General features: G+C 42.5%; 26 protein-coding genes. 1 reads left to right on the top strand and 25 read right to left on the bottom strand.

Translation table 11 applies throughout. From position 1 onward, the window contains the following. Positions 1–357: 357 nt before the first annotated feature. The 6 genes from E4T82_RS04375 to E4T82_RS04350 form a co-directional block, all read right to left on the bottom strand. Positions 358–1419 carry a zinc-binding dehydrogenase gene (locus tag E4T82_RS04375; RefSeq protein WP_135181650.1) on the bottom strand — a complete coding sequence of 354 codons (1062 nt, stop codon included), beginning with the start codon at positions 1417–1419 and terminating at the stop codon, positions 358–360. 10 nt (positions 1420–1429) lie between these two features. Then, on the bottom strand, positions 1430–2482 hold the full coding sequence (locus tag E4T82_RS04370) for a galactitol-1-phosphate 5-dehydrogenase (protein ID WP_135181649.1): 1053 nt from the start codon (positions 2480–2482) through the stop codon (positions 1430–1432). A gap of 62 nt (positions 2483–2544) precedes the next feature. Next, a complete protein-coding gene (locus tag E4T82_RS04365) occupies positions 2545–3822 on the bottom strand; it encodes a PTS galactitol transporter subunit IIC (RefSeq protein ID WP_135181648.1) in 1278 nt (425 codons plus the stop codon). A 28-nt stretch (positions 3823–3850) separates the two neighbouring features. Continuing rightward, positions 3851–4144 (bottom strand): PTS sugar transporter subunit IIB, encoded by a 294-nt coding sequence (locus tag E4T82_RS04360; protein ID WP_135181647.1) that lies wholly within the window; start codon positions 4142–4144, stop codon positions 3851–3853. 20 nt (positions 4145–4164) lie between these two features. After that, the gene (locus E4T82_RS04355; RefSeq protein ID WP_135181646.1) at positions 4165–4641 is read right to left on the bottom strand and encodes a PTS sugar transporter subunit IIA; all 477 of its coding nucleotides are present in this window, start codon (positions 4639–4641) and stop codon (positions 4165–4167) included. A 25-nt stretch (positions 4642–4666) separates the two neighbouring features. Beyond that, complete coding sequence (locus tag E4T82_RS04350; protein ID WP_135181645.1) at positions 4667–6595, bottom strand: BglG family transcription antiterminator; 1929 nt, start codon at positions 6593–6595, stop codon at positions 4667–4669. A 262-nt stretch (positions 6596–6857) separates the two neighbouring features. Between E4T82_RS04350 and E4T82_RS04345 the strand changes: the two genes are divergently transcribed. Beyond that, on the top strand, positions 6858–9236 hold the full coding sequence (locus E4T82_RS04345) for a phosphoketolase family protein (protein WP_135181644.1): 2379 nt from the start codon (positions 6858–6860) through the stop codon (positions 9234–9236). A 701-nt stretch (positions 9237–9937) separates the two neighbouring features. On the opposite strand, the gene E4T82_RS04340 is transcribed toward E4T82_RS04345, so the two are convergent. From E4T82_RS04340 to srlE, 19 genes are all read right to left on the bottom strand, one after another. Beyond that, a complete protein-coding gene (locus E4T82_RS04340) occupies positions 9938–10171 on the bottom strand; it encodes a DUF4176 domain-containing protein (RefSeq protein ID WP_228065051.1) in 234 nt (77 codons plus the stop codon). 57 nt (positions 10172–10228) lie between these two features. Then, on the bottom strand, positions 10229–10498 hold the full coding sequence (locus tag E4T82_RS12660) for a hypothetical protein (protein WP_194185870.1): 270 nt from the start codon (positions 10496–10498) through the stop codon (positions 10229–10231). A gap of 20 nt (positions 10499–10518) precedes the next feature. Then, positions 10519–10944, bottom strand: a complete 426-nt coding sequence (locus E4T82_RS04335) for a hypothetical protein (RefSeq protein WP_194185869.1) — start codon at positions 10942–10944, stop codon at positions 10519–10521. Continuing rightward, a complete protein-coding gene (locus E4T82_RS04330; protein WP_228065050.1) occupies positions 10938–11204 on the bottom strand; it encodes a phage tail protein in 267 nt (88 codons plus the stop codon). Before E4T82_RS04330 ends, E4T82_RS04335 begins: the two co-directional genes overlap by 7 nt. Positions 11205–11257: 53 nt before the next feature. After that, the gene (locus E4T82_RS04325; protein WP_135181643.1) at positions 11258–11671 is read right to left on the bottom strand and encodes a hypothetical protein; all 414 of its coding nucleotides are present in this window, start codon (positions 11669–11671) and stop codon (positions 11258–11260) included. Positions 11672–12068: 397 nt separating this feature from the next. Then, a complete protein-coding gene (ulaG, locus tag E4T82_RS04320; RefSeq protein WP_075098602.1) occupies positions 12069–13160 on the bottom strand; it encodes an L-ascorbate 6-phosphate lactonase in 1092 nt (363 codons plus the stop codon). Positions 13161–14001: 841 nt separating this feature from the next. Then, a complete protein-coding gene (locus E4T82_RS04315; protein ID WP_135181642.1) occupies positions 14002–14265 on the bottom strand; it encodes a type II toxin-antitoxin system RelE family toxin in 264 nt (87 codons plus the stop codon). Further along, positions 14249–14494 (bottom strand): type II toxin-antitoxin system RelB family antitoxin, encoded by a 246-nt coding sequence (gene relB / locus E4T82_RS04310; RefSeq protein WP_135181641.1) that lies wholly within the window; start codon positions 14492–14494, stop codon positions 14249–14251. Before relB ends, E4T82_RS04315 begins: the two co-directional genes overlap by 17 nt. A gap of 257 nt (positions 14495–14751) precedes the next feature. Beyond that, on the bottom strand, positions 14752–16446 hold the full coding sequence (locus E4T82_RS04305; RefSeq protein ID WP_135181687.1) for a BglG family transcription antiterminator: 1695 nt from the start codon (positions 16444–16446) through the stop codon (positions 14752–14754). A 118-nt stretch (positions 16447–16564) separates the two neighbouring features. Then, complete coding sequence (locus E4T82_RS04300; protein WP_135181640.1) at positions 16565–17281, bottom strand: L-ribulose-5-phosphate 4-epimerase; 717 nt, start codon at positions 17279–17281, stop codon at positions 16565–16567. Next, positions 17282–18145 carry an L-ribulose-5-phosphate 3-epimerase gene (locus tag E4T82_RS04295; protein ID WP_135181639.1) on the bottom strand — a complete coding sequence of 288 codons (864 nt, stop codon included), beginning with the start codon at positions 18143–18145 and terminating at the stop codon, positions 17282–17284. Positions 18146–18148: 3 nt separating this feature from the next. Further along, complete coding sequence (locus E4T82_RS04290) at positions 18149–18814, bottom strand: 3-keto-L-gulonate-6-phosphate decarboxylase UlaD (RefSeq protein ID WP_135181638.1); 666 nt, start codon at positions 18812–18814, stop codon at positions 18149–18151. A gap of 242 nt (positions 18815–19056) precedes the next feature. Beyond that, positions 19057–19542: a PTS sugar transporter subunit IIA gene (locus E4T82_RS04285; protein WP_135181637.1), complete on the bottom strand. Its 486-nt coding sequence runs from the start codon at positions 19540–19542 to the stop codon at positions 19057–19059. 73 nt (positions 19543–19615) lie between these two features. Beyond that, entirely contained in the window at positions 19616–19894 is a 279-nt protein-coding gene (locus E4T82_RS04280) for a PTS sugar transporter subunit IIB (protein ID WP_135181636.1), read from the bottom strand. 75 nt (positions 19895–19969) lie between these two features. Next, positions 19970–21421 (bottom strand): PTS ascorbate transporter subunit IIC, encoded by a 1452-nt coding sequence (locus tag E4T82_RS04275; protein WP_135181635.1) that lies wholly within the window; start codon positions 21419–21421, stop codon positions 19970–19972. A 176-nt stretch (positions 21422–21597) separates the two neighbouring features. Further along, positions 21598–22119 (bottom strand): YjbQ family protein, encoded by a 522-nt coding sequence (locus tag E4T82_RS04270; protein WP_135181634.1) that lies wholly within the window; start codon positions 22117–22119, stop codon positions 21598–21600. Next, on the bottom strand, positions 22116–22814 hold the full coding sequence (locus E4T82_RS04265; RefSeq protein ID WP_135181633.1) for a triose-phosphate isomerase: 699 nt from the start codon (positions 22812–22814) through the stop codon (positions 22116–22118). The genes E4T82_RS04270 and E4T82_RS04265 overlap by 4 nt, the downstream gene beginning before the upstream one ends. A 4-nt stretch (positions 22815–22818) precedes the next feature. Further along, entirely contained in the window at positions 22819–23658 is an 840-nt protein-coding gene (locus tag E4T82_RS04260; protein WP_194185868.1) for a class II fructose-bisphosphate aldolase, read from the bottom strand. A 26-nt stretch (positions 23659–23684) separates the two neighbouring features. Further along, complete coding sequence (gene srlE, locus E4T82_RS04255; protein WP_135181631.1) at positions 23685–24695, bottom strand: PTS glucitol/sorbitol transporter subunit IIB; 1011 nt, start codon at positions 24693–24695, stop codon at positions 23685–23687. Positions 24696–24889 lie beyond the last annotated feature (194 nt).

Genomic DNA, 24889 nt, shown 5'->3' with positions numbered 1-24889 from the left:
TCTTTACGTACTTGTGTCTTGTGTCAATCCGAATTGTGTTCGAGCTAAAATTCACTATGAAAAAGATAGGCAGCTGTTCTAACTTTAGTTAGTTACAGCTGAGAATCCCTTTAGGGATAGATTGCTTTGTGTTCGTTGAACACGGCAGCAATCTCCTATTTTCATTAGGACTTTTTTCACGCTCTCACTACTTAAACGAACGCGGGCTACACCTCACTGACAATTAAACTAATCCAGTGGATTAGTTTAACCCGAGCTGAGAAATCGGAAAGCGAGGATAAAGCTCATTTGGTTGCAAGACAACCTGCTTCGCTTGCCTATTTTGTCTAGGAGTTGTTTTACGCCCTTGTATCTTAGTTAAAACTCCCCAGGGTTTGATTCAATCATGACTTTGAATTCTTTTCCACCCATAACTGCTTCAAACGCTTGTCTCCATTCCTCTAACGGGAACTTCTGAGTAATCATTTTATCAATATTGATGGCACCTTTGTTTAAAAGGTGGATCGCAATTGGCCAGTCAAATGGATTTTGTGAACGGCACCCTACGTATTCAATCTCACGTTGAATAATAGATTCTGTATCTAATTCAATGTACTTCTTCGCAAAAAGTCCTACTTGAACAAAACGACCACGTTTTTTGATGAGTGGCAATACCTGATTGACTGCCGGTGCAGCTCCTGAGGCATCGTAAGCTTTATCAACGCCATAACCGTCTGTATAGTGATGCACAATCGCCGCTAGATCTTCTTTTTGTGTATCTACGACTACGTCTGCTCCCAATTCTTTCGCAAACGCTAGGCGCTCTGCATCCTGAGTAATACCAGTCATGATGACAAAAGCACCAATGTCTTTGGCAATTTGTAATAAAAACAAGCCGATTGGACCAGGTCCCATAATGATGATTGTATCGTGCAAGCTGAGTTGGCTCTTTTGATACATGGCATGCACACAACAAGCAAGAGGTTCGGTCATCGCCGCTCCTTCATAACTGAGCGAATCTGGCAAAATGTGGACGCTTTCTTCACGAGTCAAGACATACGTGGCCATGGAACCATTCTGCTGGGTTCCAATCCCCTTACGCTTCATCGCCAAATTATACAATTTATCATGTGTATAAATATCTGTACTTGTTTCAAAGGTTGTCTCACTAGTGACACGATCGCCTACCTTAACCTTGGTTACTTGATCGCCTACCGCTACAACCTGACCGGAAAATTCATGTCCAAGAACGACAGGCGTCGCAGGATTATTGTACTCTCCTTTAAATGTATGGATATCTGAACCACAGATTCCTGTAAAAGCTACTTTGATGAGCACCTTATCTCCTTCTGCCTTTGGAACATCTAATTCTAAGAAATCCATCTTATCATAGCCGGGTTCTGTTTTAAAGACCCCTTTCATTTTAGCTGGAATGGTCATGTTCGCCTCCTTATTTATCCTCTCCAGGGAAAATCATCACTTTATTATAGGATTCTTCCCGATTCACTGTTAGGTTGAACGCTTTCTGAATCTCGTCCAGTTTAAATCGATGGGAAATCATCTCTTTCAGATTCATTTTACCTGCCTCAATAAACTCAACTGAGTGTGTCCACTCTTTACCAGGGAAGGGCGCAGAGTAAGAATTCCAGAAACCTTTTACTGTATATTCTCTTCTAAAGATATTTTCAAAGGCACGCTGACGCAATACGACATCCGTATAAGCGATCCCTTGGTAGCCAATCTGTCCACCTTTTCTGGTAATTAAGAGACACTGCTCTTCGGTTATCTTTGAGCCGGCACATTCTAAGGCAATGTCAACACCTAGGCCATTGGTCAATGTGGCAACCGCCTCCTCTAAGGATTCTTCTAAAGGATTAATCGTATCCGTCACACCATATTTTTTAGCTTCTTCTAATTTGTTCGGGTCAATATCGATACCAATAATCCGTTTAACCCCTGCTAGGCGAAGCCATTGAACACTTAAAATACCAATCGTACCTAATCCAAATACTGCTACTTGATCACCGACCTGTGGATCCAATCCCATGACCCCATGGGCTGCTACCGCAAGTGGTTCAATCATAGCAGCTTCTTCGTAAGAGATTTTTTCTCCAATATTCAAGACATTGGTCTCTGGTACTACCACGTATTCCTCAAAACCACCATAGTAGTGAGAACCAATCATTCGATAATCTTCACACAGTTGATATTTGCCCTCACGGCAATAGATACATTTATTGCAAGGTAAAAAAGGTACAATCGCTACACGATCTCCAACAGATACTTGCTCTACTTCGTCACCTACTGCTTCTACTTGGCCCGAGAATTCATGTCCCATGACCATGGGTAAGTCATACTTCCACTCGCTTTGCATTTTGTGAATATCAGAGCCGCAGATTCCTGCGGCTTTGACTTTTACTAAAACTTCATGTGAATGTGGAGTCGGCTTATCCATTTCATGGATTTCAAAATGGTTTAATTCTGTCAGCAATGCTGCTCTCATCGTTTTCCGCCTTTCCCTTTTATCACAATACTCACAGTCGCATCATTATCCTATTGACTAGATTACAAAGCTCCTGAGAATAATTGCGCAAATTTCAAGATAAGCCAGTTAAGGACGTTCCCACCCATATCAAGACTTGATACAAGAGTCGCCCCTGCTGGGAATTCATATACACCACGCATCATTTCTGTATGTTCTGGCGCAAAGTTTGTTGCCATATAGAGTGCAAAGGTAATAACGATAGCACCTGTAATCACAGATTGAATAATATTTCCTTTGCGGTTCGCTACGATGAGAGAGACATAGAAAGGAATGGTTGCCAAGTCACCAAATGGAAGAACCTTGTTTCCTGGCAAGATAATCGCAATCAACAAAGTGATTGGTACAAGCAACAAACCTGTTGCAAGGTTAGCAGGGTGACCAGTTGTAAGGGCAGCATCCATACCAAGGTAGATTGTACGGTCGCTGTTCCCGTTCCGTTTTTGCAAGAAGTCACGAGCTGCTTCTGAGATGGGAATCAACCCTTCCATCAAGATTTTAACCATACGAGGCATCAAGAACATAACTGCTCCCATGTTGATTCCCATTGTGATGATACCGCCGACATCATATCCACCAAGAGCTGCAATAGCTGCACCGATAATGATCCCCATCATCATTGGCTCACCAAAGATACCAAATTTTTCTTGGATCGTATCTGCACTAACATCAAGTTTATTTAGACCTGGGATTTTACCAACAAGGATTCCTACAGGAATACCAAGCAAACCAAAGGCATCCGTAGAACCAGTTGGAAGGCTGACACCTTCTAATCCATAGAATTTTTCAACCATTGGAGCTGTCCAGTCTGCAATCAGCAAGCAGGCAATTTCATAAAGGACACCACACAAGATTGAGAACCACCAGTTACCACCTGTTACGATGTAACCGGTTGCAGCCGCGGCGATAAAATGCCAGTAGTTCCACAAGTCAATATCGAGCGTCTTAGTGGTCTTCGTGAACAACATGATCAAGTTCACAACCACACAGATAGGAATCATGATGGCAGAAACTGGAGCTGCCCATGCTGCTGCCGCTGCTGAAGGCCAACCAGTATCAATAATATTCAATGATACCCCAAAGTTTTCAACCATTGCTTGTGCCGCAGGGCCCAAGTTGCTAGACAGAACACCGATAACAAGGTTAATCCCAATGAAACCAATCCCTACTGTCAAACCTGACTTCAATGATTTTCCAAACGGTAGTCTGAAAATCAACCCTACAATCGTCAACATGATTGGAAGCATAACAGATGCTCCTAATCCAAGAATATACTGAACAACGTCGTTAATAGCACTCATTGTCTCATCTCCTTTTATTTTGTTATTTTTATCCTAAAATTGAACGTGCAGCTTCTAAGACTTGTTCGTCTACTTTATCTGCATTAATACCTGTTAAGTATCCCATCGCTTTGATTGCTGGAATACTAAATTCACCTAGTAGAAGAGTTGTTGTGATCAACATGTCTGCATCTGCTTCTCTTGCTTTTGCTTCTGCGATCTTGATTTGAATAATATCGACATCAATGTTGTTCGATTTAAACAAATCTTCTACACGTTTCATTACCACTGTTGATGTAGCGATTCCTGCACCACATGCAACCAATACTTTAAGTTTAGCCATAAGCTGTTCTCCTTTATATGTTATAAATTATTATTTTTTACGATAGTCAGTAGCTGCTCTGTTGTTTCAGCAGCTAAGAGTTGAGCTAATACATCTGGATTTTGCAACAAGCCCATCAACGATTGAAGCATCTCTAACTGAGCATGAGGCTGGTTCAAGCCAAGCACAAATACGATATTGACTGCAACTGTTTGACTCAAGTCCTCCATACTCTTGAACTCAACTGGCTCTGTGTTGGTGATGACTGCCACAAATTCCTTATGGACACATTCAGCATCCGTATGGGGAATCGCCACTCCAAAATTCTCCAATTGAATCCCCGTTGGAAACGTCTCTTCTCGCCGTTGTACACGCTCTAAGAAATCTTCTCGTACATACCCTTTTTCAAAAGCAACCGTTGAGACTTCTGTGAACAATTCCTTGTTAGAAGAATAGTGTTTTTGTGTAAAAATCAACGACTCATTCAGATAATCAGATAACTTAATAGCTTCCGTCATTGTTTCAATCTCCTTTTTATATTTCTTACAGACAATCGATGAAATCAGCTTGATTTTCGATGGCATGCAAGGTATCAATGTAGTCTGTACTATCAATTTTTGAGTATAAACTGATCAGTGCTTTCTTATATAGTCCCTCATCTTTTTCTGCAATCGCTATCAGCACCACAACCTTCACCATATTTTGCCCCCATAAGATGGGTTTATCGAGGGTCATGATAACCAGTTGGGACTCTGCTACAAAAGCAGGATCAGCATGAGGTAAGGCAATTCCCGTATACACGCTGGTACTTCCCAGCTTTTCTCTCGCTAGGACTGATTCTAGGAAACGCTTGTTACGCTGATTTCGTAGCGATGTTTTTCCAACCATTTTCCGAATGCAGTCTTCCACAGATTGACAGGACTGATGAAGTAAAATATTGGTCTGTACCAAATCCCGAATCACTGACTTTGAGAAACTCTTGTTGTCGTGAATGGCAGACAACATGTTGCGGTTCCCCTTAGTCAAACTCGAGTAGGCGTGTTGGATAATCTCTAATTCCTCATCTGTCACAATTGGACTCACTTGAATATAGTCAATCGAAAATGGCTCTAAGTGGATGGAACTAATAATCAAATCCGCTTGCTGGAGCTTTTCTTCTGTCAATTCCCTCATATCCATGTTGATCAAATGATCAAAATTAGAGATTGTACGACGTAAGGAACTCATAATTAATTCAGAAGTCGCTAGACCATGCGGACAAATCACATAGATGGTCAACGGCGTCGTCATCTTCTCCACCGAAATCTCAAAATAGATGGTAAGAAAGGCAATTTCTGCATCAAAGAACTCAACAGCATACTTTTCTGATAGAGATTTCGATGCGAGCCAGACAATATAATAGAGAGCACTGTATCTCGTCTTTATATTTTCTGTAATCTGATTTTTGATGTTAATGCCACTCTTCAGACGATAAATCATCGGTTGTGTATGATTGACCAACATTTGAAACAGGTGCTCATCCGAGCGAAAATCAACACCAGATAGTTCAGATACTCTGGCAATAAACTGCTCAACCATCTTTTTAAGATCCGATTGCTGAACCATTTCCGTTTCATAGCCCACGGATAAAAGCGTGTAGCAAATGTTTCGAATCTCTGCATCTGTAATCAGATTCATGGCAATACCCGTTGACTGACTGAGTAATTCTCCTGCGATGATGTAGACTTCATATTGTTGAAGGTTTTCAACACCCACGCTCACATTCGACTCTACCATCGCATGTCCCTGAAGATACCGCTTGACACTAATCAGTAAATCTAAGACTAGATACACTCGATATTGTTCAGATGTTCTAAAATGATAGAAATTAGAAGATTTTTTGACACTTTCTACCACATTCCTAATCAGCTTAGAGGGGAAAAAGTGCGCAAGGCCTTCCTCATACTGCAAGCTACTCAAATCAAAATGTTGAATGATAAAATCTCGGAAAAATTTTCTAATATCCTCTTCTTGTCCAACCAGAGACACTCGACCACTCTTCTTCATCAGTGAGACCTGATAAGCCTTTAAATACTGTTCCAGTCGTTCTAAATCTCGGCGAATAGAGGCTTCGCTGATGAAATGACCTACAGACCAGTCCAGCACATCAATCGTGCCACTGCCTAGAATGAGTTCTTTTAATAAGTCGCATTCTCTATGAAATTGAGAATCTTCATCCATGCCATCATGATTACTTTGTTCCACAAACTCCAAGATTTTTCTCTTGTCATTTTGTCCAACCTGTAATCGAATACCACGGCGTGGTGTTTTTTCGATCGTAACACCAAAAGATGACAGTTCCTCGTTAATAATCTGTAAGTCTGCATAAGCTGTTTTGGTTGAAACGGCGTATTTAGATGATAAGTCCTGCGCTGTTACATAATCGTTCGCAGCCATGAGATCTCTCAGAATATTAGTTTGTCTAGGATTCAAGTCGAACCTCCCCCTGTTACATGTATCATTATAATGTAAGCGTTTTTAGTATCAAAGTCAACTTACTTCCACATTAATCTGGAAGTAATGATATTATATCGGTTGTTTTCAAAAACAAAAAATCTCAGACCTTGATATTTCAAATCTTTCCTTTCTTTTCCTTTTGTTTTCAAAAATGTTTTCAGGCTTTGACAGGGCTTTCATAAGATGATATAGTTATCATGTGAAATAAAATACAATAATAGATAAAGGAGACTGAATCATGACACATTTATTTGATTCACCAGAATATCTTGCTAAAGTGGACGCTTGGTGGCGCGCTGCTAACTATATTTCAGCCGCTCAAATGTACTTAAAAGACAATCCTTTGCTCAAACGCGAAGTAGTCGAAAACGATTTGAAAGCTCACCCAATCGGACACTGGGGAACTGTTCCGGGGCAAAACTTCATTTATGCCCACCTCAATCGTGCAATCAATAAATACAACTTGAACATGTTCTACATTGAAGGTCCCGGTCATGGTGGACAAGTCATGGTGGCAAATTCCTACCTTGATGGAAGTTATACAGAACTCAACCCTGATATTCCACAAACGGAAGAAGGCTTCCAAAAACTATGTAAGATTTTCTCATTCCCTGGAGGAATTGCCTCTCATGCGGCTCCTGAAACACCCGGTTCTATTCATGAAGGTGGAGAACTCGGCTATGCTCTCTCTCACGCTGCAGGATCTGTCTTAGACAATCCAAACATTATCGCAGCAACTGTCATCGGAGACGGGGAGGCAGAAACAGGGCCATTGATGGCTGGATGGTTTGCAAATACCTTTATTAACCCCGTCAACGATGGTGCCGTTTTACCGATCCTTTATCTCAACGGTGGAAAAATCCACAATCCTACTATTTTAGAGCGAAAAACAGATGAAGAATTGGCTCACTTCTTCAAAGGATTGGGTTGGAGCCCAATCTTTGTCGATGTGACAAGTTCAAACTTTGAAGCAGCCCATCAAGCAATGGCTAACACCATTGATAGCGCCGTTGAAATGATTCAAGCTCTGCAAGCAGAAGCACGCAAAGGAGCTGCTGAAAAAGCAACGATGCCTGCTTGGCCAGTGATTATTGCCCGTATTCCAAAAGGATGGACCGGTCCAAAAGCCTGGGAAGGTACTCCAATTGAGGGTGGATTCCGTGCTCACCAAGTACCAATTCCTGTTGATGCACACCATATGGAACATATCGATGCCCTCCTTGACTGGTTGCATAGCTATCGTCCTGAAGAATTGTTCGACGAAAACGGAACATTACTCCCAGAAATTGCTGAAATCTCACCTAAAGGTGAGCGCCGCATGTCAATGAATCCAATCACCAACGCTGGTGTTATCAAACCGATGAATACTGCTGACTGGAAAAAACATGCCTTTGATATTGAAACACCGGGTAGCATCCTTGCGCAAGACATGATTGAATTTGGGAAATATGTTGCTGATTTAGTGGAAGCAAATCCTGATAATTTCCGCGTTTTTGGACCAGACGAAACAAAATCAAACCGTCTCAATGCTGTCTTTACTAAAACCAATCGCCAATGGCTTGGTCGTCGCAAAGAAAGCTATGATGAGTGGCTCAGCCCAGTTGGTCGTGTCATCGACTCTCAATTATCAGAGCACCAAGCTGAAGGACTGTTGGAAGGATATGTATTGACAGGTCGCCACGGGTTCTTTGCTTCTTATGAATCATTCCTCCGTGTCGTAGATACCATGATTACGCAACATTTCAAATGGTTACGAAAATCCAAGACACACACAACCTGGCGTAAAAATTACCCTGCACTCAACTTGATTGCGACATCAACTGTATTCCAACAAGACCACAATGGCTACACCCACCAAGATCCAGGGATTCTCACTCACTTATCTGAAAAAACACCAGAATATATCCGCGAATATCTCCCAGCTGACACCAACAGCCTCTTGGCTGTCATGGACAAGGCCTTCAAAGATGAAGATGTCATCAACTTAGTGGTTACCTCAAAACATCCTCGCCCTCAATTCTACTCAGTAGCAGAGGCAGAAGAATTGATTGAAAAAGGGTATAAGGTCATCGACTGGGCATCAACAGTATCCGCAGAGGAAGAGCCTGATGTGGTATTTGCTGCTGCAGGAACAGAGCCAAACTTAGAAGCTCTCGCTGCTATTTCCATTCTCCACAAAGCATTCCCTGACTTGAAGATTCGCTTCGTCAACGTTGTGGACATCTTGAAACTTCGCCATCCAGAGCTCGATCCACGTGGTCTTTCTGATGAAGAATTCGATGCAGTCTTTACAACAGACAAACCTATCATCTTCGCCTTCCATGCTTACGAAGGAATGATCCGTGACATCTTCTTCAGACGTCACAACCACAATCTTCATGTTCATGGCTACCGCGAAAATGGTGACATCACAACTCCATTTGATATGCGTGTCATGTCTGAACTAGATCGATTCCACTTAGCACAAGACGCCGCTCTTGCTGCACTTGGACAAGAAGCACAAGCATTTGCAGAGAAAATGGATCAAACCGTTGCCTACCACAAGGAATACATCCGTGAACACGGTGACGATATTCCTGAAGTACAAAACTGGAAGTGGGAACCACTCAACCGCTAGGACTCTCACCGTTTGCAACGAACAACCTACCCAATAAGAAAAAAGGCTGGGCAAAAACTACCATTTTATACCCAACAAACATCAAAAGTAGCCCAGCTCAAGAGGTATGTTCTACCTTTTGCGCTGGGAAATAGAGCTAGCAACGCTAGCCCCCTTGAATACTGGCGGTCACCAAGCTGAGTTGACACGGTATTCGTTTGATTTTTGAAGAGCATTAGCCTTCCAATTATCATTTGAATAATAAAAATAGCTTAGAATCAACGTTTCTGATAACGCAATTCTAAGCTATTTTCTACTTTTAAGACTTTTACTCAGCCTCTTTTTTCCGTCTTATTCTTCAAGTTTAAAAAGAGAGACCGTCAACCAGCACCATGCTCCTTAAAAAGCAAACTCTGACCTCCTTCATTCCCCTTGCTGAACAGTCATTTATTAGGAGAGGACTAAGGCTCGGACTATCCTACAATTAGCAATTGTAAGGAACCGAGTGGTTCCTTCTGATAGCCCTTTACACCCTTACAATAAGCCGAAACAGACATGGCAAGCGTTGCACCTCTTACGCTATCAGTATACCAAATATCCAGACAAGTTGAGCCTGTCTGGATAAATCGTTATTTAGGCAATTTTTGATAGGCATTAGACTGTTGAATAGAAATCGAACTTCCACCAGTTAGTTTACTAGAAAGATTTCTGCTTTCAAAATACTAAACTTCGCCTTTTGAATAGGATGAGTGAGCAATCATTTCATCATAACGTCCTGCAAAGTCTCGCTCTGCTTCATTTTCAAATCCTCTAAAGACAACTGTTTCTACATTCTCCCTGTTGAAAAAGAAAACGTGTTCTGGTGTTACCATGCCTTGCGGGATAATCACAGCTCCATAATCATAATAGACTTCTCTGTCTTGTTCAAGAACAACGCTAGCGCGAGCTATCACCATCAACTCTGTTCCATCTCCATTGTTTAAAGAACCACACTACCTAGCGGTAAAATTTGTCTATTCATTTTGACTCCTCCCTTTAGTTGATTCAATATTATCGTTTCTCATATCTTTGCCCCACTTAATTTGCCGTTTCTGATACTTTTCAACGATATTGAAAAAGCGGATAGGATTGTTTTGCCAAATAAGAAGTATTAAACAAAATGGCATAATCCCCCACAAAAATATCATAATAATTTCACTTCCAATTTTCTCACCATTATTGATTAAAGGAAGAAGCATTTTCTGAAAAATAAGAATAAGCCCAACATTTGCTATTAGTATCATCAAAACAAATACCCATGCAACTATTTTTTTCCTACAGTCACCCTCTTGTCACTAAAATTATTCCAAAGAAGATTTCCGTAGACAGCTGACCTAAAATTTTGTTTGTCAGTCGGCTGAGCCTGTTTAACGTTTTTATATAAGGCTCTTTCTAAGAGCCAAACCATACCGATAAATTCAAAGATCCAAGCAAACACTAAGAAGATTAAAGTTTCATAACTATAATAGCCACTGAAAGGATTGGCAACTGTAAAAAAACCAAGCCCTGAACCTCCTACTATAAGAAACCCAACCAATATAGGAATAAAGTAATTGGTCAGACCTGCTTCATCCGTATTGAGTAACTTACTTTTAGGTGCTGAGAGAGCCAAATTGCGCTCTGTATCAAAGTAAACCGCACCTTCCCCAGATTCACCTATATAAATAATTTTTTTTAATATCATTACCATAATGCCCAATTATCTCCATCCCAATCATTACGGACAAAACCATCATATAAAGTATTCACTATCCCACCAAATACATATCCCGCAACAGCACCTGCAATTGTACCAACAACTGGTATTGGAATGATAGATCCTATCGCCGCTCCCACATACATAGCCCCTACTGCTGTTCCCGTATGTGCAACGCCGTCAATGGCAGCACTCGTAGCCCCATATTGATCTACGCGCTCAAAATAAGTAGTCACGCCATCTAGGACAGCCATTGTACCTCCAAAAAGACCGACACTCTTCGCCGCTCCCTTAACTCCACTTCCTTTTACAAATGAGCCTGTACCTGTTCAGCTCTATCTGACAGATAGACTAAATGTTTGAAGCGTTTGAGAGACAAGCCAACACTATCTACATCCAAAAATTCTAACTCTAGTGGCCAATCCCCGCGCACAATACTCGCTTGAACAGATGACATTGCTTGAAAACTCTCAAAAGATAACGTTTCAGGCATAATCGGTATACCTACTGGTACCGTTCCTGTCCAATCGCTAGCCATTTCCTTAGCCTCATACTGTATAGTCTGCACAAGATCACAAGAGTCTTTGGCATAAACTGGAAGGGCGACTTGGAAGATCTCAACTTCCTCAAGATGAACTAAACCACGACCTGGTGTTTCTTCCATCACATACTGGTGGCGACCAACAAGCTGACGAGACTCTGCGTCGTCTGCTAACTTCAAAGCTATCGCATACTGCCCTTCCCACAACGAGACAGCACACGTTTTCTAAACTCAATATAGGCTATAATTCTATTTTACCACGTATTTTAAAGCAAAACAACTATATTTTTGTTTGCTTTTTATTGTGACTACTTTTGAGTGGTTTGTCAATTTATTCTTGTAAAAACATGCTAATTATTTTTCTAAAAGCTGATATTATGCACCATTCAGCTTTACAAAAAAAGAAGGGAGTATGCCCCTTCTTTTAATTGCTATTTAGAACCGTGAATACCTAGATTCAAATGATTGTTTTCGCTCCTCTAGGAGTTTGACTGCATGGTAAAAATAAATGATGAAGACGAAAACAGGACACTAGGTACAATCACAACCCATGAATAAACGTGTCTACTACCCAATCTTATAGCAATGCCTTAAATTGGATATTGGAATCTTCTAAGAAGCAATCATCAAATCCGCGTGGGTGATGGTATTCAATACGATCTTGATCCATTGGATAGGTGTACTTACCACCGACTTCCCAGATGAACGGGTGGAATTGGTATTGCAGACGTTCTTTTCTCATCTTCCACAATTCTAGGATTTCATCAGTTGAAGCCATAAAGTTTGACCAGATGTCATAGTGAACTGGGATGATAACCTTAGCACGAAGATTTTCAGCCATGCGAAGAAGGTCAATTGACGTCATCTTGTCTTGGATTCCAAGTGGGTTCTCACCATAGTTGTTCAAGGCAACATCAATCTTAAAGTCACGTCCATGTTTAGCAAAGTAGTTTGAGAAGTGAGAGTCCGCACCATGGTATACTGTTCCACCCGGTGTCTCAAAGACATAGTTTACAGCCTTGCGCGCCATTTCTTCATCTGTCACCGCAAGTCCAGCCAATTCACCATCTTGGGCATCTGCACCTTCTACTGGAAGGGTCACCAAGCACGTACGGTCAAAAGATTCTACCGCATGAACCGTCATATCCTTGATTTCAAAGCTATCACCTGGTTTTACAATGATAATACGCTCTTCCGGAACCCCCCACTTCTTCCAGATTTCGCCACACTCGTAAGGGCCGACAAATTTCACATGGTCTAATTTAGGATTGTTCACAATAGCTGCTGCCGTATTGATGTCAATATGGTCACTATGGAAGTGAGACACAAGATAGTAGTCCAATTCATTGATGGCAAATGGATCAATAACCATTGGCTGCACGCGCAAGTTTGGTTGGAGTTTGCGAACGCCTGCCATATTTGCCATTTGGTGTCCACGAACCATGTCTTTTACTTTCTTCGTTGATTTACCACGCGCTGACCAAAGATCCATAACAATGTTTGCACCGCCCGGTGTTTTGAGCCAAATTCCACAGTTGCCCAACCACCACATCGAGAAGTTTCCTTCTGGAACCACTTCTTCTTCGATTTCCTCATTGAGCCATGTTCCCCATTCTGGGAATGTGCTTAAAATCCAAGATTCTCTTGTAATTTCATTTACTTTTGCCATAATAGTTCCTCCTGATAGCTTATGTATAGTCATAGTATAACGCTTTCATTCCTCCACAAAAAGACCAAATAAAACACAGGTATGTGTTCACAGCTGGACTGTCATAAAATACGAGGGCGTGAAAAAAGCGACTGAAAATTAGGAAACATGACGAGTGAAAAGCTCCCGTGGAGGTTTTCAGCCTAATCCCTAAAGGCATTTATTTATAACTGCAACTCGCTAAAGCGATAACATCTGCGTCTCTTTTTCGCACAGAGTTTAGCCCGTGTTCGTCTAAGTCGTGAGAGCGTTAAAAAAGTCCTAATGAAAATAGGAGATTGACGATGTGTTCGATGAACACGAGGAAATCTATCTTTTTCATAGTGACTTTTAGCTCGAATACAATTCCACACCACAGGATATGAAGGCGTGAAAAAGCGACTGTACCCTGTTTGAAGAAACTCTCCACCGGATTATTTTACTTTCCCCGACTAACCTCGCTCTCTTATTTCTAGGATCAGGTTCAACTAATCCACTGGATTCGTTGAATCCCCTGACTATTTCTACCCAACAAAAAACACCAGCCTAATAGCTGGTGCAGGAGATATTATGAAAAATTTTAGGGGTGAATACAGTGTAACATAGAGGAATACTGGGCACATCAGTCTAAAGGAGGAGATTTATGACCGATAGAAGTTGAAAACAAAAAATGCACTAGACAAGATAGCTAGCGCCAATCGATAGATTAGCATAACTGTAAACTGGTGCCCTGCACCTCGGATAGCTAGTACGCAGTGCGGCAGGAACCGTTCTGCCCTCAATGGCTCCACTTATCTATCATTACTATCATTCCTTGCCAAATTTAATAAATATCTTTACGATGACCGACCGTTATCGCTAGTACCACTAAGTCATCATCGATAATCTCACAAATAACACGATAATCGCCAATCCGATACCGCCATTGACCAGACCGATTAGCAGTCAATCCCTTTCCCTTTTCCCTTTGGTTATCCGTTCCGTCTACGTGTTTGTATAAGTATCTCACAATTAGGCCTGCAATACCCTTGTCCAGTTTTCGTAACTGCTTTTGTGCCTTTGGCGATAGTTTAACCCTGTAACTCAATACCTAGCTCCTCTGCCATTTCTTCAAGTGTTAATGCCCTATGACCATGTGCTACATCATCCAAATATTCCTGATAAGCTATTTCACCAACTCGTGCATCGTATTCATCTTCCAAAGCTTCCAGTGTTTTTGTACGGATAAGTTCAGACAATGATACTCCTTCAAACTTAGCCATAGCCTTCATAAACGTTTTATCGGCTTCAGATACTTTCAAGGTAATCGTAGTCATAACAAGTCTCCTTACTTTTTCAGTAACACCATTGTATTACGTTTAAAAACAGAAGTCAACTCCTTTACTTTACGAAAAAGTCACTTCCTATATTGCTCTAAGCGGGGGCAGACCACTTATCTACCTACTATCCATTAAAACAACGATTGAACCTCTTCATCAACAATCACGACCACCTTCAAGTTGAAAACTCTCCCTCTCCGTCAATCAAACTCCAATCTAAAAAAGCTGGACATTTCGTCCAGTTCTACACAGGGTTAATATAAGTCTTTTAGTCCGCCCTTTTCGACGGTGGCTAAAAAGAAGTCACTTTGGAATAATTCCTGTATTTTGTCCGCAGCTTCTCTCACATCTTCTTCTTTTGAAATATAGCGTGAAAGAAGGCGCTGTAGCTGAGGCTGCAACTGCTCAGCGTTATCCTTCATCGTATGATAGGTCAAAAAATAATTCAATTTCATGACGTCCTCATAGGTGAGGACAGGGCTAACCTGCAAGATCGGAAAAGAAGCTCGCAAAGTATCACTAGTGGAAATGAGCAAATCCACTTCCAAAATATCTTCCACGCTATGAAATTGTTCTGTTGTAAAGACTGCCTTGATACTATCTGTCGGTAGATAGGCTTGGCATTGTTTATACAATAACTTTTGGACACCTACTCCCTCATCACAGACCAGATAAATATTTCGGAATGTTTTTCCATTAATCGGTCTGTGTTTCAAGGCACCTCCGATATGAACAGTGAAATAAGAGATGTCATCATCATTCATCTGAATCAGCCACTCTGCTTCCAAAGTATACGAGGCAACTACTTTGACAGTGGCAAATAAATCCTTATATTTTTGTCTAATCTGACTCGTCAAGGGGTTTTTAGATAGAATCCCATAAGTCTTTCGAAAAAGCAGAGCCTTGGAGTGCATGACGAGATTGCGTATCAAGGTTTCACGATTATCAATTTCAAAGGCAGAACAGCGCAAAAATTCATCAACAAAACGCTCTAAGCCCTCCTTCATTTCTGCGAAGTCTTGACTATTGGTATGAATATCTTTATCCTTGCGATAGGAGAGGAGAAGCATGGCAATCAAGGAAATCTCAATCTCATCCAGCGCCACCTCAAACTGTTCAAAGAGGGAGGCAGCCAGATTCTGAGCAGCATGGTACTCAATCCGTTTGCGAATCAGCGCAAATTCCTGTAGGATTTCTGCTTGTTCAGTAGCTTCCAAGACCATATTGCGGTAACTTAAAAGCAAATAGGGTAGGACCTTCAGCATAAATTCAATCTCATAATGATTGATTTTTTTACCTAAGTCGATCTCTAGTTGCGTAACCTGCTCTGCTAAGAAGGCGACAATATCTGCGCTAAACAAGCGCTCACATCCTTCAAAACGAGGCACCTTTTTATTGAGAATGGTTAAAAAGCCTTCATTGGGATGTGAAAATACATCATAGAGCAGAGAGTGGATATACTGAATTTTATTGAGTGGATGGCATTTGAAAAAATAACCTTCCGACTTCGTCGCATAGAGGTACACCTGAAATGGCTCCAGAGTCAATTTCGCTCGAATTTCCCCCAAATCATTTAAAACCGTATTGCGTGATACATCGGTTAAATCCATGAGTTTTTCAATCGTCACACGCTCTGAGGTGATTGCAATATAAATGGTCATGAGCTGAATCCGCTCCTCCATGCTCATCACATAGCTGTAGGAATCCACACTATCCAAGAGAAGCTGACAGGCTACCTTTTGGCTGTCAGACAATAAGATACCCTCTCTTGGAATACTGACAATGGGCTCCACATCACTAGGAAGAGAATCATTGATTTTCTCAAGATGATAATAGATTTTTCGTCTGGACTGTCCCAGCGCCCGCGAAATGCTCATGACTGTTTCTGGATTTGTCAGCCGCATTACATACCTTAACAATTCATAGCTACTCTTATCTAGTAAGACCACTTCAATCATCTCCTTTTTCTTCTATAGATAGTATACCACTGTTTCAAGGTAATCTTAAAAAGAAGAAGAGGGAATTTTCCTTTATCCGTATCCCCTCTCTTTTATATACAGCTAACTCTTAATGCGCATCACCCTTTTGTCCATAATAGGCATTTGGACCATGTTTGCGAAGGTAGTGCTTGTCCATGATGTACTTAGGAGCAGGCTCCACACGCGGATTGATTTGCTCAGTGAAGCGGTTCATTTTCGCAACCTCTTCTAGCACGACAGAATGGTAAACTGCCTGTGCAGGATCTTTCCCCCAAGTAAACGGACCATGATTGCGTACCACAATTCCAGGAACTGCAACAGGATCAATCCCACGTTCCGCAAAGGTTTCAATGATGACACTTCCCGTTTCTTTCTCATAAGCTGTATTGACCTCATCAGCCGTGAGCGAACGAGCACAAGGAATGGGACCGTAGAAATAATCTGCATGAGTTGTTCCATAAAACGGAATATCACGCCCTGCCTGCGCCCAGCCAACTGCTTCGGTAGAATGGGTATGGACAACCGCACCGATTTCTGGCCAAGCCTTGTAAAGCGCCACATGGGTCGCTAGGTCAGACGATGGATTGAGGTCGCCTTCAACAACATTTCCGTCCAAGTCTGTTACGACCATATTCTCTGGGCTAAGTTTGTCATAGTCCACACCAGACGGCTTAATGACAATTCGTCCCAACTCACGGCAGACCTCAGAAACATTACCCCAAGTGAACTTCACCAGACCGTGTTCTGGCAGTGCTAGATTGGCCTCATAGACCCGCTTGCGCATTTCTTCTAGTGATTTTGGCATTTAGTTCAACCCCGCTTTCTCAATCAATGGGTAAAGGAAATCTTGGGCTTCTTTAATGGCTGCCCGTGTTTCCTCGACAGTTTCGCAATTTTCAGACCACATTTCAATCAGGAATGGTCCTTGATAGTTGGTTTTCTTCAAAATGGCAAAGGTCGTTTCCCAGTCAACGCAACCCTGTCCAAACGGTACATCACGGAATTGCCCCTTAGAGGTCTCCGTTACAGCATAGGTATCCTTCAAATGAAGGGCTGCAACCGCTTGATGACCGATGACAAATTCGCTATACAAATCATTGTGCCAAGCAGAAAGGTTTCCTGTATCTGGGTAGACAAAGAGATAGGGCGAGTTGATTTCATGAGCAACTGCCAAGTACTTTTCAATGCTGTTGATGAACGGATCATCCATGATTTCAATAGCCAGCATCACCTGAGCTTGCTCCGCCCAATCACAAGCCTTGCGTAAGTTCTTCAAGAAACGCTCACGGGTTGCAGGTGATTTTTCCTCGTAATAAACATCATAGCCTGCCAGCTGAATCACCCGTACTCCCAAGTCCTGTGCCAACTCGATGCACTTTTGCATGGTTTCAAGCGACTTCGCCTCAAGGACAGGATCATTTGAACCGAGCGGGTAGCGACGGTGACCAGAGAAACAAATGGTCGGAATGCGGATTCCTGTTTGGTAAATCGCCTTGACAAGATCCAAACGCTCTTCCTTGGTCCAATCAAGCCGTGCCAACCGGTCATCGCTCTCATCCACTGACATTTCTACAAAGTCAAAGCCTAGTTCTTTTGCAAACTCCAACCGTTCTAACCACGTAAAATGCTTAGGTGTTGCTTTTTCATAAATTCCAATCGGTCTTGCCATAGCCTACCCCCAAATGCGGCGGATTTCATCCTTGAAGGCACGCGCTGCTGCTGCTGGGTCGGGTGCTTCTGTAATACCACGACCAGCGATAAAGGTAAAGACATCTACTCCTTCAAAGAGTTTCAAGGTATCAATATCAAGCCCACCTGTGACAGATACACGGAAGCCCATGTCAACCAATTTTTTCACCTTATTTAAGTCTTTTTCACCCCATGTTTCACCAGCAAGAAGAGCGTCACGAGATTGGTGATAAATAGCTTGAGAAATACCCGCATCAAGCCACATTTGAGCATGTTCATACGTCCAGTCACCGTAGAGTTCCACTTGGATTTCTCCCTTGTCACCCCGAACTTCTTGGATGGCTTTCAAGGCTGCTTTCATGGTTGGAATGGTTGCCGAACAGATACAAGTCATCCAGTCTGCACCACGCACTGCATTGTTTTTCGCAACTGTACCACCAGCATCTGCACACTTGGTATCTGCTACGATGATTTTATCTGGAAACAGACTGCGCAACACTTCGACCAACTCGCTCCCCACTTGGAGCAAGCAAACCGTTCCAGCCTCAATCACATCAACTTCATGACCGACGGACACCGCCGCCTTAATCGCACCCTGCAAATCAGAATGATCAAGAGCAACCTGTAAATTTGGAATATGTTTTGTCATAAAAAATCTCTTTTCTAAAATAAGATACGAGGGCGTGAAGCAACTCCTAGACAAAATAGGAAATCGAAGCAGGTTGCTTGCAACCAATGAAATTTATCTTTTTGTCAGCGAGTTGTAGCCCGAGTTCAATTACATAAGATACAAAAGCCACTGACACGAGCAGAGCTCGTTCTATTTCCCACCTTCAACAGTCTATTCCTAGACTGTTGAAGCGAGCAAGATCGTAACAGACAGTGACGCCATTAGGATTCCAGATCCAATCCTTCAAGATATGGACTGTTCTTAGACTCTTCTACCATGGCAAGAACTTCTTCTTCTGACTGGCAGTTCACCAAGCGCTCGATTGAATTTTCCAATTCAAAGAGGGCGATGATTTGTGGAATGGCAACAGATGTATGAATGTCTGAACTGGTCGCAGCAAGCGTCAAGAGAACGCTAACCTCCTTGCCATCTGAAAAGACAACGGGCTTGGTCAAGGTAATAAGGGAAAAGGAATCACGCACGACCCCCGCTTCTGGACGGGCATGGGGCATCGCCATTCCCGGCATCAAAATATAGTAAGGACCGTATTCCTTGGTTGATTCAATAATAGCGTGGTAGTATTCCTCTGTAACCGCTCCGCTTTCAATCAAGGGAGCCACTGACAAGCGTACCGCTTCCTCCCACGTTTCTGCTGTCAAGCCCAGACGGATTGATTTATTTTCTGTAAAGGCTTTTTTCAAATTCATATCAGTTCTCCTTTCCTTCTCTATCAAAGAAGCTGGAATGACTCATCCCAGCCTCTCCATATCCTATAACCGATTACAAGGCTTCTTGCAATTTTGTTTTGATTTCGTTATCGTCCATGAGATTGTCAAGACCAACTAATTTTCCATTGGTACGCCCTTGCAATTCATCAATCAAATGAACAGATGCAATCACGATGTCATAACCTGCCGCAAGACCTTTTGCCTCACCCACACTACAAGAATTGACGGTAAAATCACTTTGACCAAGATTACGAAGGGCATTTTCTACCTTCATCTTAATCACCATAGATGATCCCATACCATTTCCACATGCTGTCAATACTTTAACCATTTTTGTTTCCTCCTAAAAGATTATTATTGTTTTATTACATAAGATAGAGAGTTGCTTACGCATCCATTTCGTTCATTATTCTTGAGCTTCCCCACGATAATAGGCTTCTTTATCTTTTGCTCTAGCAAACTGAATTTGCGGAATAGCAAGGAAGAAGACACACACCAAGACATAGCCGATAATGCCGAGCGCTTTGAAGAGGTAGCCAAATCCTAACCAAGGAAGTTCAAAGTCAATATTTCCATGGTAACCACCATAAGCTGCCAACTCAAGGAGGGCAACACAGGCAGCACCAAGTGCTACTTGAAGCACACCTGAGATAAAGGACAGAATAACTGCCGCTTTCCAACCTCCGCGTTTATCTGCATACACCGCAATCGCTGCATTGTCAAAGAATACTGGCACGAAACCGGTGATAATCAGAACTGGATTTTTAAAGACAATCAACAGTACAATGGTAACCAGTTGTCCGACCAATCCAATGGCAAAACCAGAAAGGACTGCGTTTGGAGAACCAAAACCGAAAGCAGCTGCAACGTCCACCGCTGGGAATGACCCTGGAAGCAATTTGTTTGAAATCCCTTGGAAGGCATTGGTCAATTCGCTGACGAACATCCGTACCCCCTGCATCAAGATAAAGAGATAGACAGAGAAGGTAAAGGCTGTTTGGATAATATACATGTAAAAGTCTTGTTTCTCTGGGTTGAAAGGAGTTCCTGAGGTGATGACTTCCTTATTTGCCATTACTTCTGGTCCTAAGACGAGGAGAATCGCACCAAAGAACACGAGCATCAAGGTTGCAGAGGCAACCACTGTATCGTGGAAGATAGACAGGAATTTGGGCAACTTCAAATTATCGAGGTTTTCCTCTTTTTTACCAAGTTTTCCGGCAACCTTATCAACAAACCAAATCGCAAACTGTTGTTGGTGACCGATAGCAAAGCCACCTCCGCCTGTCAAGCGCTGAGTAGCTTCTACAGTCATATTAGAGCTGACTGCCCAGTAAAGACCACAGATAATCCCAATCGCAGTGACGCCATACCCATTTCTCAACTGAGGAATCAGAAAGAGAACCATAAGCGAGATGGTGGCCGCTTGTTGTACCATGATATGACCTGTGATAAACAGTGTCCGAACCTTGGTGATTTTACGGAAAGCAACCAACAAAATGTTGACACCAAAACCAATCAAGAGCGCTGTTGTCGCCGCACCAACAAAATCAGGGAACATCTCCTGAATCTTGGTGTTGGCTGCTGTCAAACCGAAGTAGGGGTCAATAACGGCCGCACCGATATTGAATTTGAAGTTGAGCGCTGCAAGGATTGGGCGGAAGGTACTAACCAAGCCCCCTGCTGCTACGTTCAAAATCATATACCCAACTGTCGCCTTGACAAATCCTGCAAAGATGTCATGCCCGGGCTTTTTCAAGAGAGCATAGCCGACAAGGACTAAAAGTCCGACAAAGAAGGCTGGATTCTGCAAGATATTTTGCGAGAACCAATTCAGAATGTCTTTCAAAATCTCCATTCCAGTTTCTCCTTTTCTTTATTTTTTGTTTTCCTACTCTCATTATATTCTTTGTAAACGCATACAAAAAGACCAAATAAAACACAGGCATGTGTTCACGTTTGGACTGTATCGGCTTATCTTTCTCTAAGTACAAAAAAAACCAACCATTTCGGTTGGTCTCAACATATGACACCTTATTCCCCAAACACCGTGACCTGACACTTACGGACACGTTTCCGCGTTTTATCGTAGTCGACAAAATAGAAATATCCTGTGCTGCCGACCCCCAAGTCACCTGCGGTTACATCAACCAATTGGCTAGACCCAATCAAGGTGGCCTTGATATGACTATCACCATTCCACAAGGCGCGACGGTCACCATCTGGTAAATATTCCGCCGCATTCGGCCAAGCCTCTACGCATTTATAATGCTCTTCCCCAGGATAGATATACGTGTCTGCACTCGTATGATCTGGAATCATTTTTTCCAATACATGATTCAAATCGACTTGCAAGAATTCATCACCCTCATCGTTATAATCATGAACAAATTCTTCAAAAAAGACAGCACAGGTCGTATGGGGCGAAATCATGGCCAGTAGCCCATTTTCAACCCCGCTTTTTTTGACAATGTCTCTCAGTTGTGGCGTAATATTAACATAAGTCGCTTTGCCCGCCTCAGTTTCTACTGTAAAGGTTTCTTTGTAAATCTTCATCCTTTTTCTCTCCATGCCTTGTCTGCAGCTTTCACCATGTCTCGTAACATTTGATGGGGATTCTCTGCTTCTGTAATCCCACTCGTACAACCAGAACCATCTGCACCCAATTCAATCACACGATAGACATCCTCAGGTTTGCTGATTCCCGCCGCTTGCATGACGAGGGTCGTTGGCGAAATCGCCTTAATGGCTTCATTTGTCGCAGTAACGTAGGAAGCATCACTGGTATTGCCTGTTCCGATTAATTCTGTTGGTTCACAAAGGATAATGTCTGGTTCTAGGGTTGCAATGGCCTTTGCTTCCTTAAGTGAATTGGCACAAACAATCGTCACCATGCCCAACTCATCTGCCCTCACAACGGTTCGAACCAATTCATCAAAACTCAAAGGGCGTTCTGCATGATTCAAAAAGGTAGCTCTTGCTCCTGCTGCATAGACCGAATCCGCTAGCACATGCCCCATTCCACGACCTGGTTTGATCCCATCGATATGTTGAGCCGAGACAATCGCCTGATTTGTATGCGCTGCAACGCCACGAATATCTGCAAACGGACTCGTCATAAAGACCGAAACGTCTGGGTATTCAAGGGCCAATTCTTCTGCAACCTTTGCAAAACCTTCCAACTCTTCCCCATAAAGGTAGGATTTGGGATTAAACATGAAAAATGGTGCTTTTACTGCTACTTTTCTCATCTAGCTACCCCTTTACTGCTTTGGTACCAAATACATCATAATAGTGATCCAACATCGCTCCCATCGCCTGATCCGCAACCTGTTTTAGACCAATGTAATCCTGCGGCGCTTTATCTTGAATGGCTTCAAAGGCCGACACGATGAAGTCGGTATAGATGTTGATCTTCGTAGTGCCCTCATGCGCACAGCGGCCAAGATTGTCGTCACCTGATGAAGACCCCCCATGCAGAACCAGCGGAACAGAAGTCAACTCCGCAATTTCATGTAGCCGCTCAAAATTGATCTTCGGTACCCCTCTATAAATACCATGAGCTGTCCCAATGGAAATAGCTAAGGAGTCCACATGTGTCTGAGCCACAAAGTCTTGCACATCTTTGACTTCCGTATAGACAGAGTCCGTTACTTGAGTGGCCTCTGAAGTATCATTTGCCCCCACATGCCCCAATTCTGCTTCGACAACGACACCACGCGCATGGGCATATTCGACTACTTCCTTGGTCAAGCGCACGTTTTCCTCAAATGATTTCTGTGAAGCATCAATCATAACAGAAGTAAAGCCAAGCTCAATCGCACGTTTGATAAAATCAAAATCTTCTCCGTGGTCCAAATGAAGGACAATCGGCACGCTGACCGAATCCGCCATAACGTTGCCAATCGCAGCCGCCTCTTCTAAGGACAAGATAGACTGGTGAGACTGGGCATAGGCCAGTAGTAGCGGCAGCCCCCTCTTCTCAGCCGTTTGAACAAAGGCTCTCGCTGAATTTAGGTCAATAAAATTGGCATGAGGGATAGCAAATCCCTGCTGCTTTGCCACTCGATACATCTGTTTTGAATTTGTTTTCATAATGTTTCCTTTTTCATCACTACTAATTAGTACATACCGATACTAAAGATCCAACCAATAATAACAGCTAAGGCACCTGTTACAACACGACTGTATAAGATAGCAGGCACACCGATTGACACTGTTTCAGGCTTTGCTTCTCCCAAAGATAAACCAACTGGAATAAAGTCACAACCTACCTGTGCATTGATTGCAAATAAAGCTGGCAAGGCATAGGTAACAGGTATCGTTCCTCTTGCAATCTGTGTCCCAATCAAAACCCCAATCACCTGAGCAATAACAGCACCCGGTCCAATAACAGGAGAAATCAATGGAATACTACAAATAAAGGCAATAACCACAAAACCAAGGATTGAACCCGACAGAGGCTCAAGGAGATTGGCAATAACATTTCCCACACCAGTGTAATTGATAATACCGATAATGGTACTCATGAAAGCCATGAAAGGAAGGATATTCTTAAATAGCATCTCCATGGTATCACGACCTGCTTGGTAAAAGATTCCCATGACATTGCCTATTTTTCTTGAGAAACGAACTAAAAAGCTATCCTGCATCGCTTGGTTGTTCCGATGTTCTTCTTTTACCGCAGCGTACTTTTCTTTGAACTCTTCCTTATCAAGCAAAACAGGTTCTTCTTGTGCCACACTAACAGGCTCATCAGCACCTACAAGTGCCACACAGTCTGGTTTCACCCCTGAAACAAAGTTACGAACATTGATATGTTTTGACAAAGGACCTGACGGAGAAGATGGCAACACATCTAAGGTCAAAATATTCTTCATTGGATATACTCCAATCCGTGCTGTCCCCCCGCAGTCAATGACAGCTGCTGCGATTTCGCTGTCTGGAACGGCATTTTTAAAACCGTCTACCACTTCCGCTCCTGTCAAATCAGCGACACGTTGTGCCACTGGGTGGATCCCCCCACCTGTTACAGATACGATTTTATTTTTTTCTGTAGTTGGATGGACCCTCAAACCGTCTCCCCAACCATTATCTCCCGGTCTCACAAAGACCGCTTTATATTCAGGCATATTCATCACCTCTTTCTAATACTCTTTGAAAATCAAATTCAAACGTTATCAGCGTCGCCTTGCATAAGATGTGAGAGCGTTAAAAACACAAAGTGAAAATAGGAAATCTGACGAAGAGTCTGTAGACTCTAGGAAGATTTATCTTTTTCACACAGTGCTTAGCTCGAACTCAATTCCGTACTCTACAATAGTTA

The organism is Streptococcus cuniculi, from assembly GCF_004570575.1.
Taxonomy (GTDB): Bacteria; Bacillota; Bacilli; order Lactobacillales; family Streptococcaceae; genus Streptococcus; species Streptococcus cuniculi_A.
Note: the sequence above shows the minus strand (reverse complement) of the source record. Positions and strands in the feature narration are given on the sequence as shown.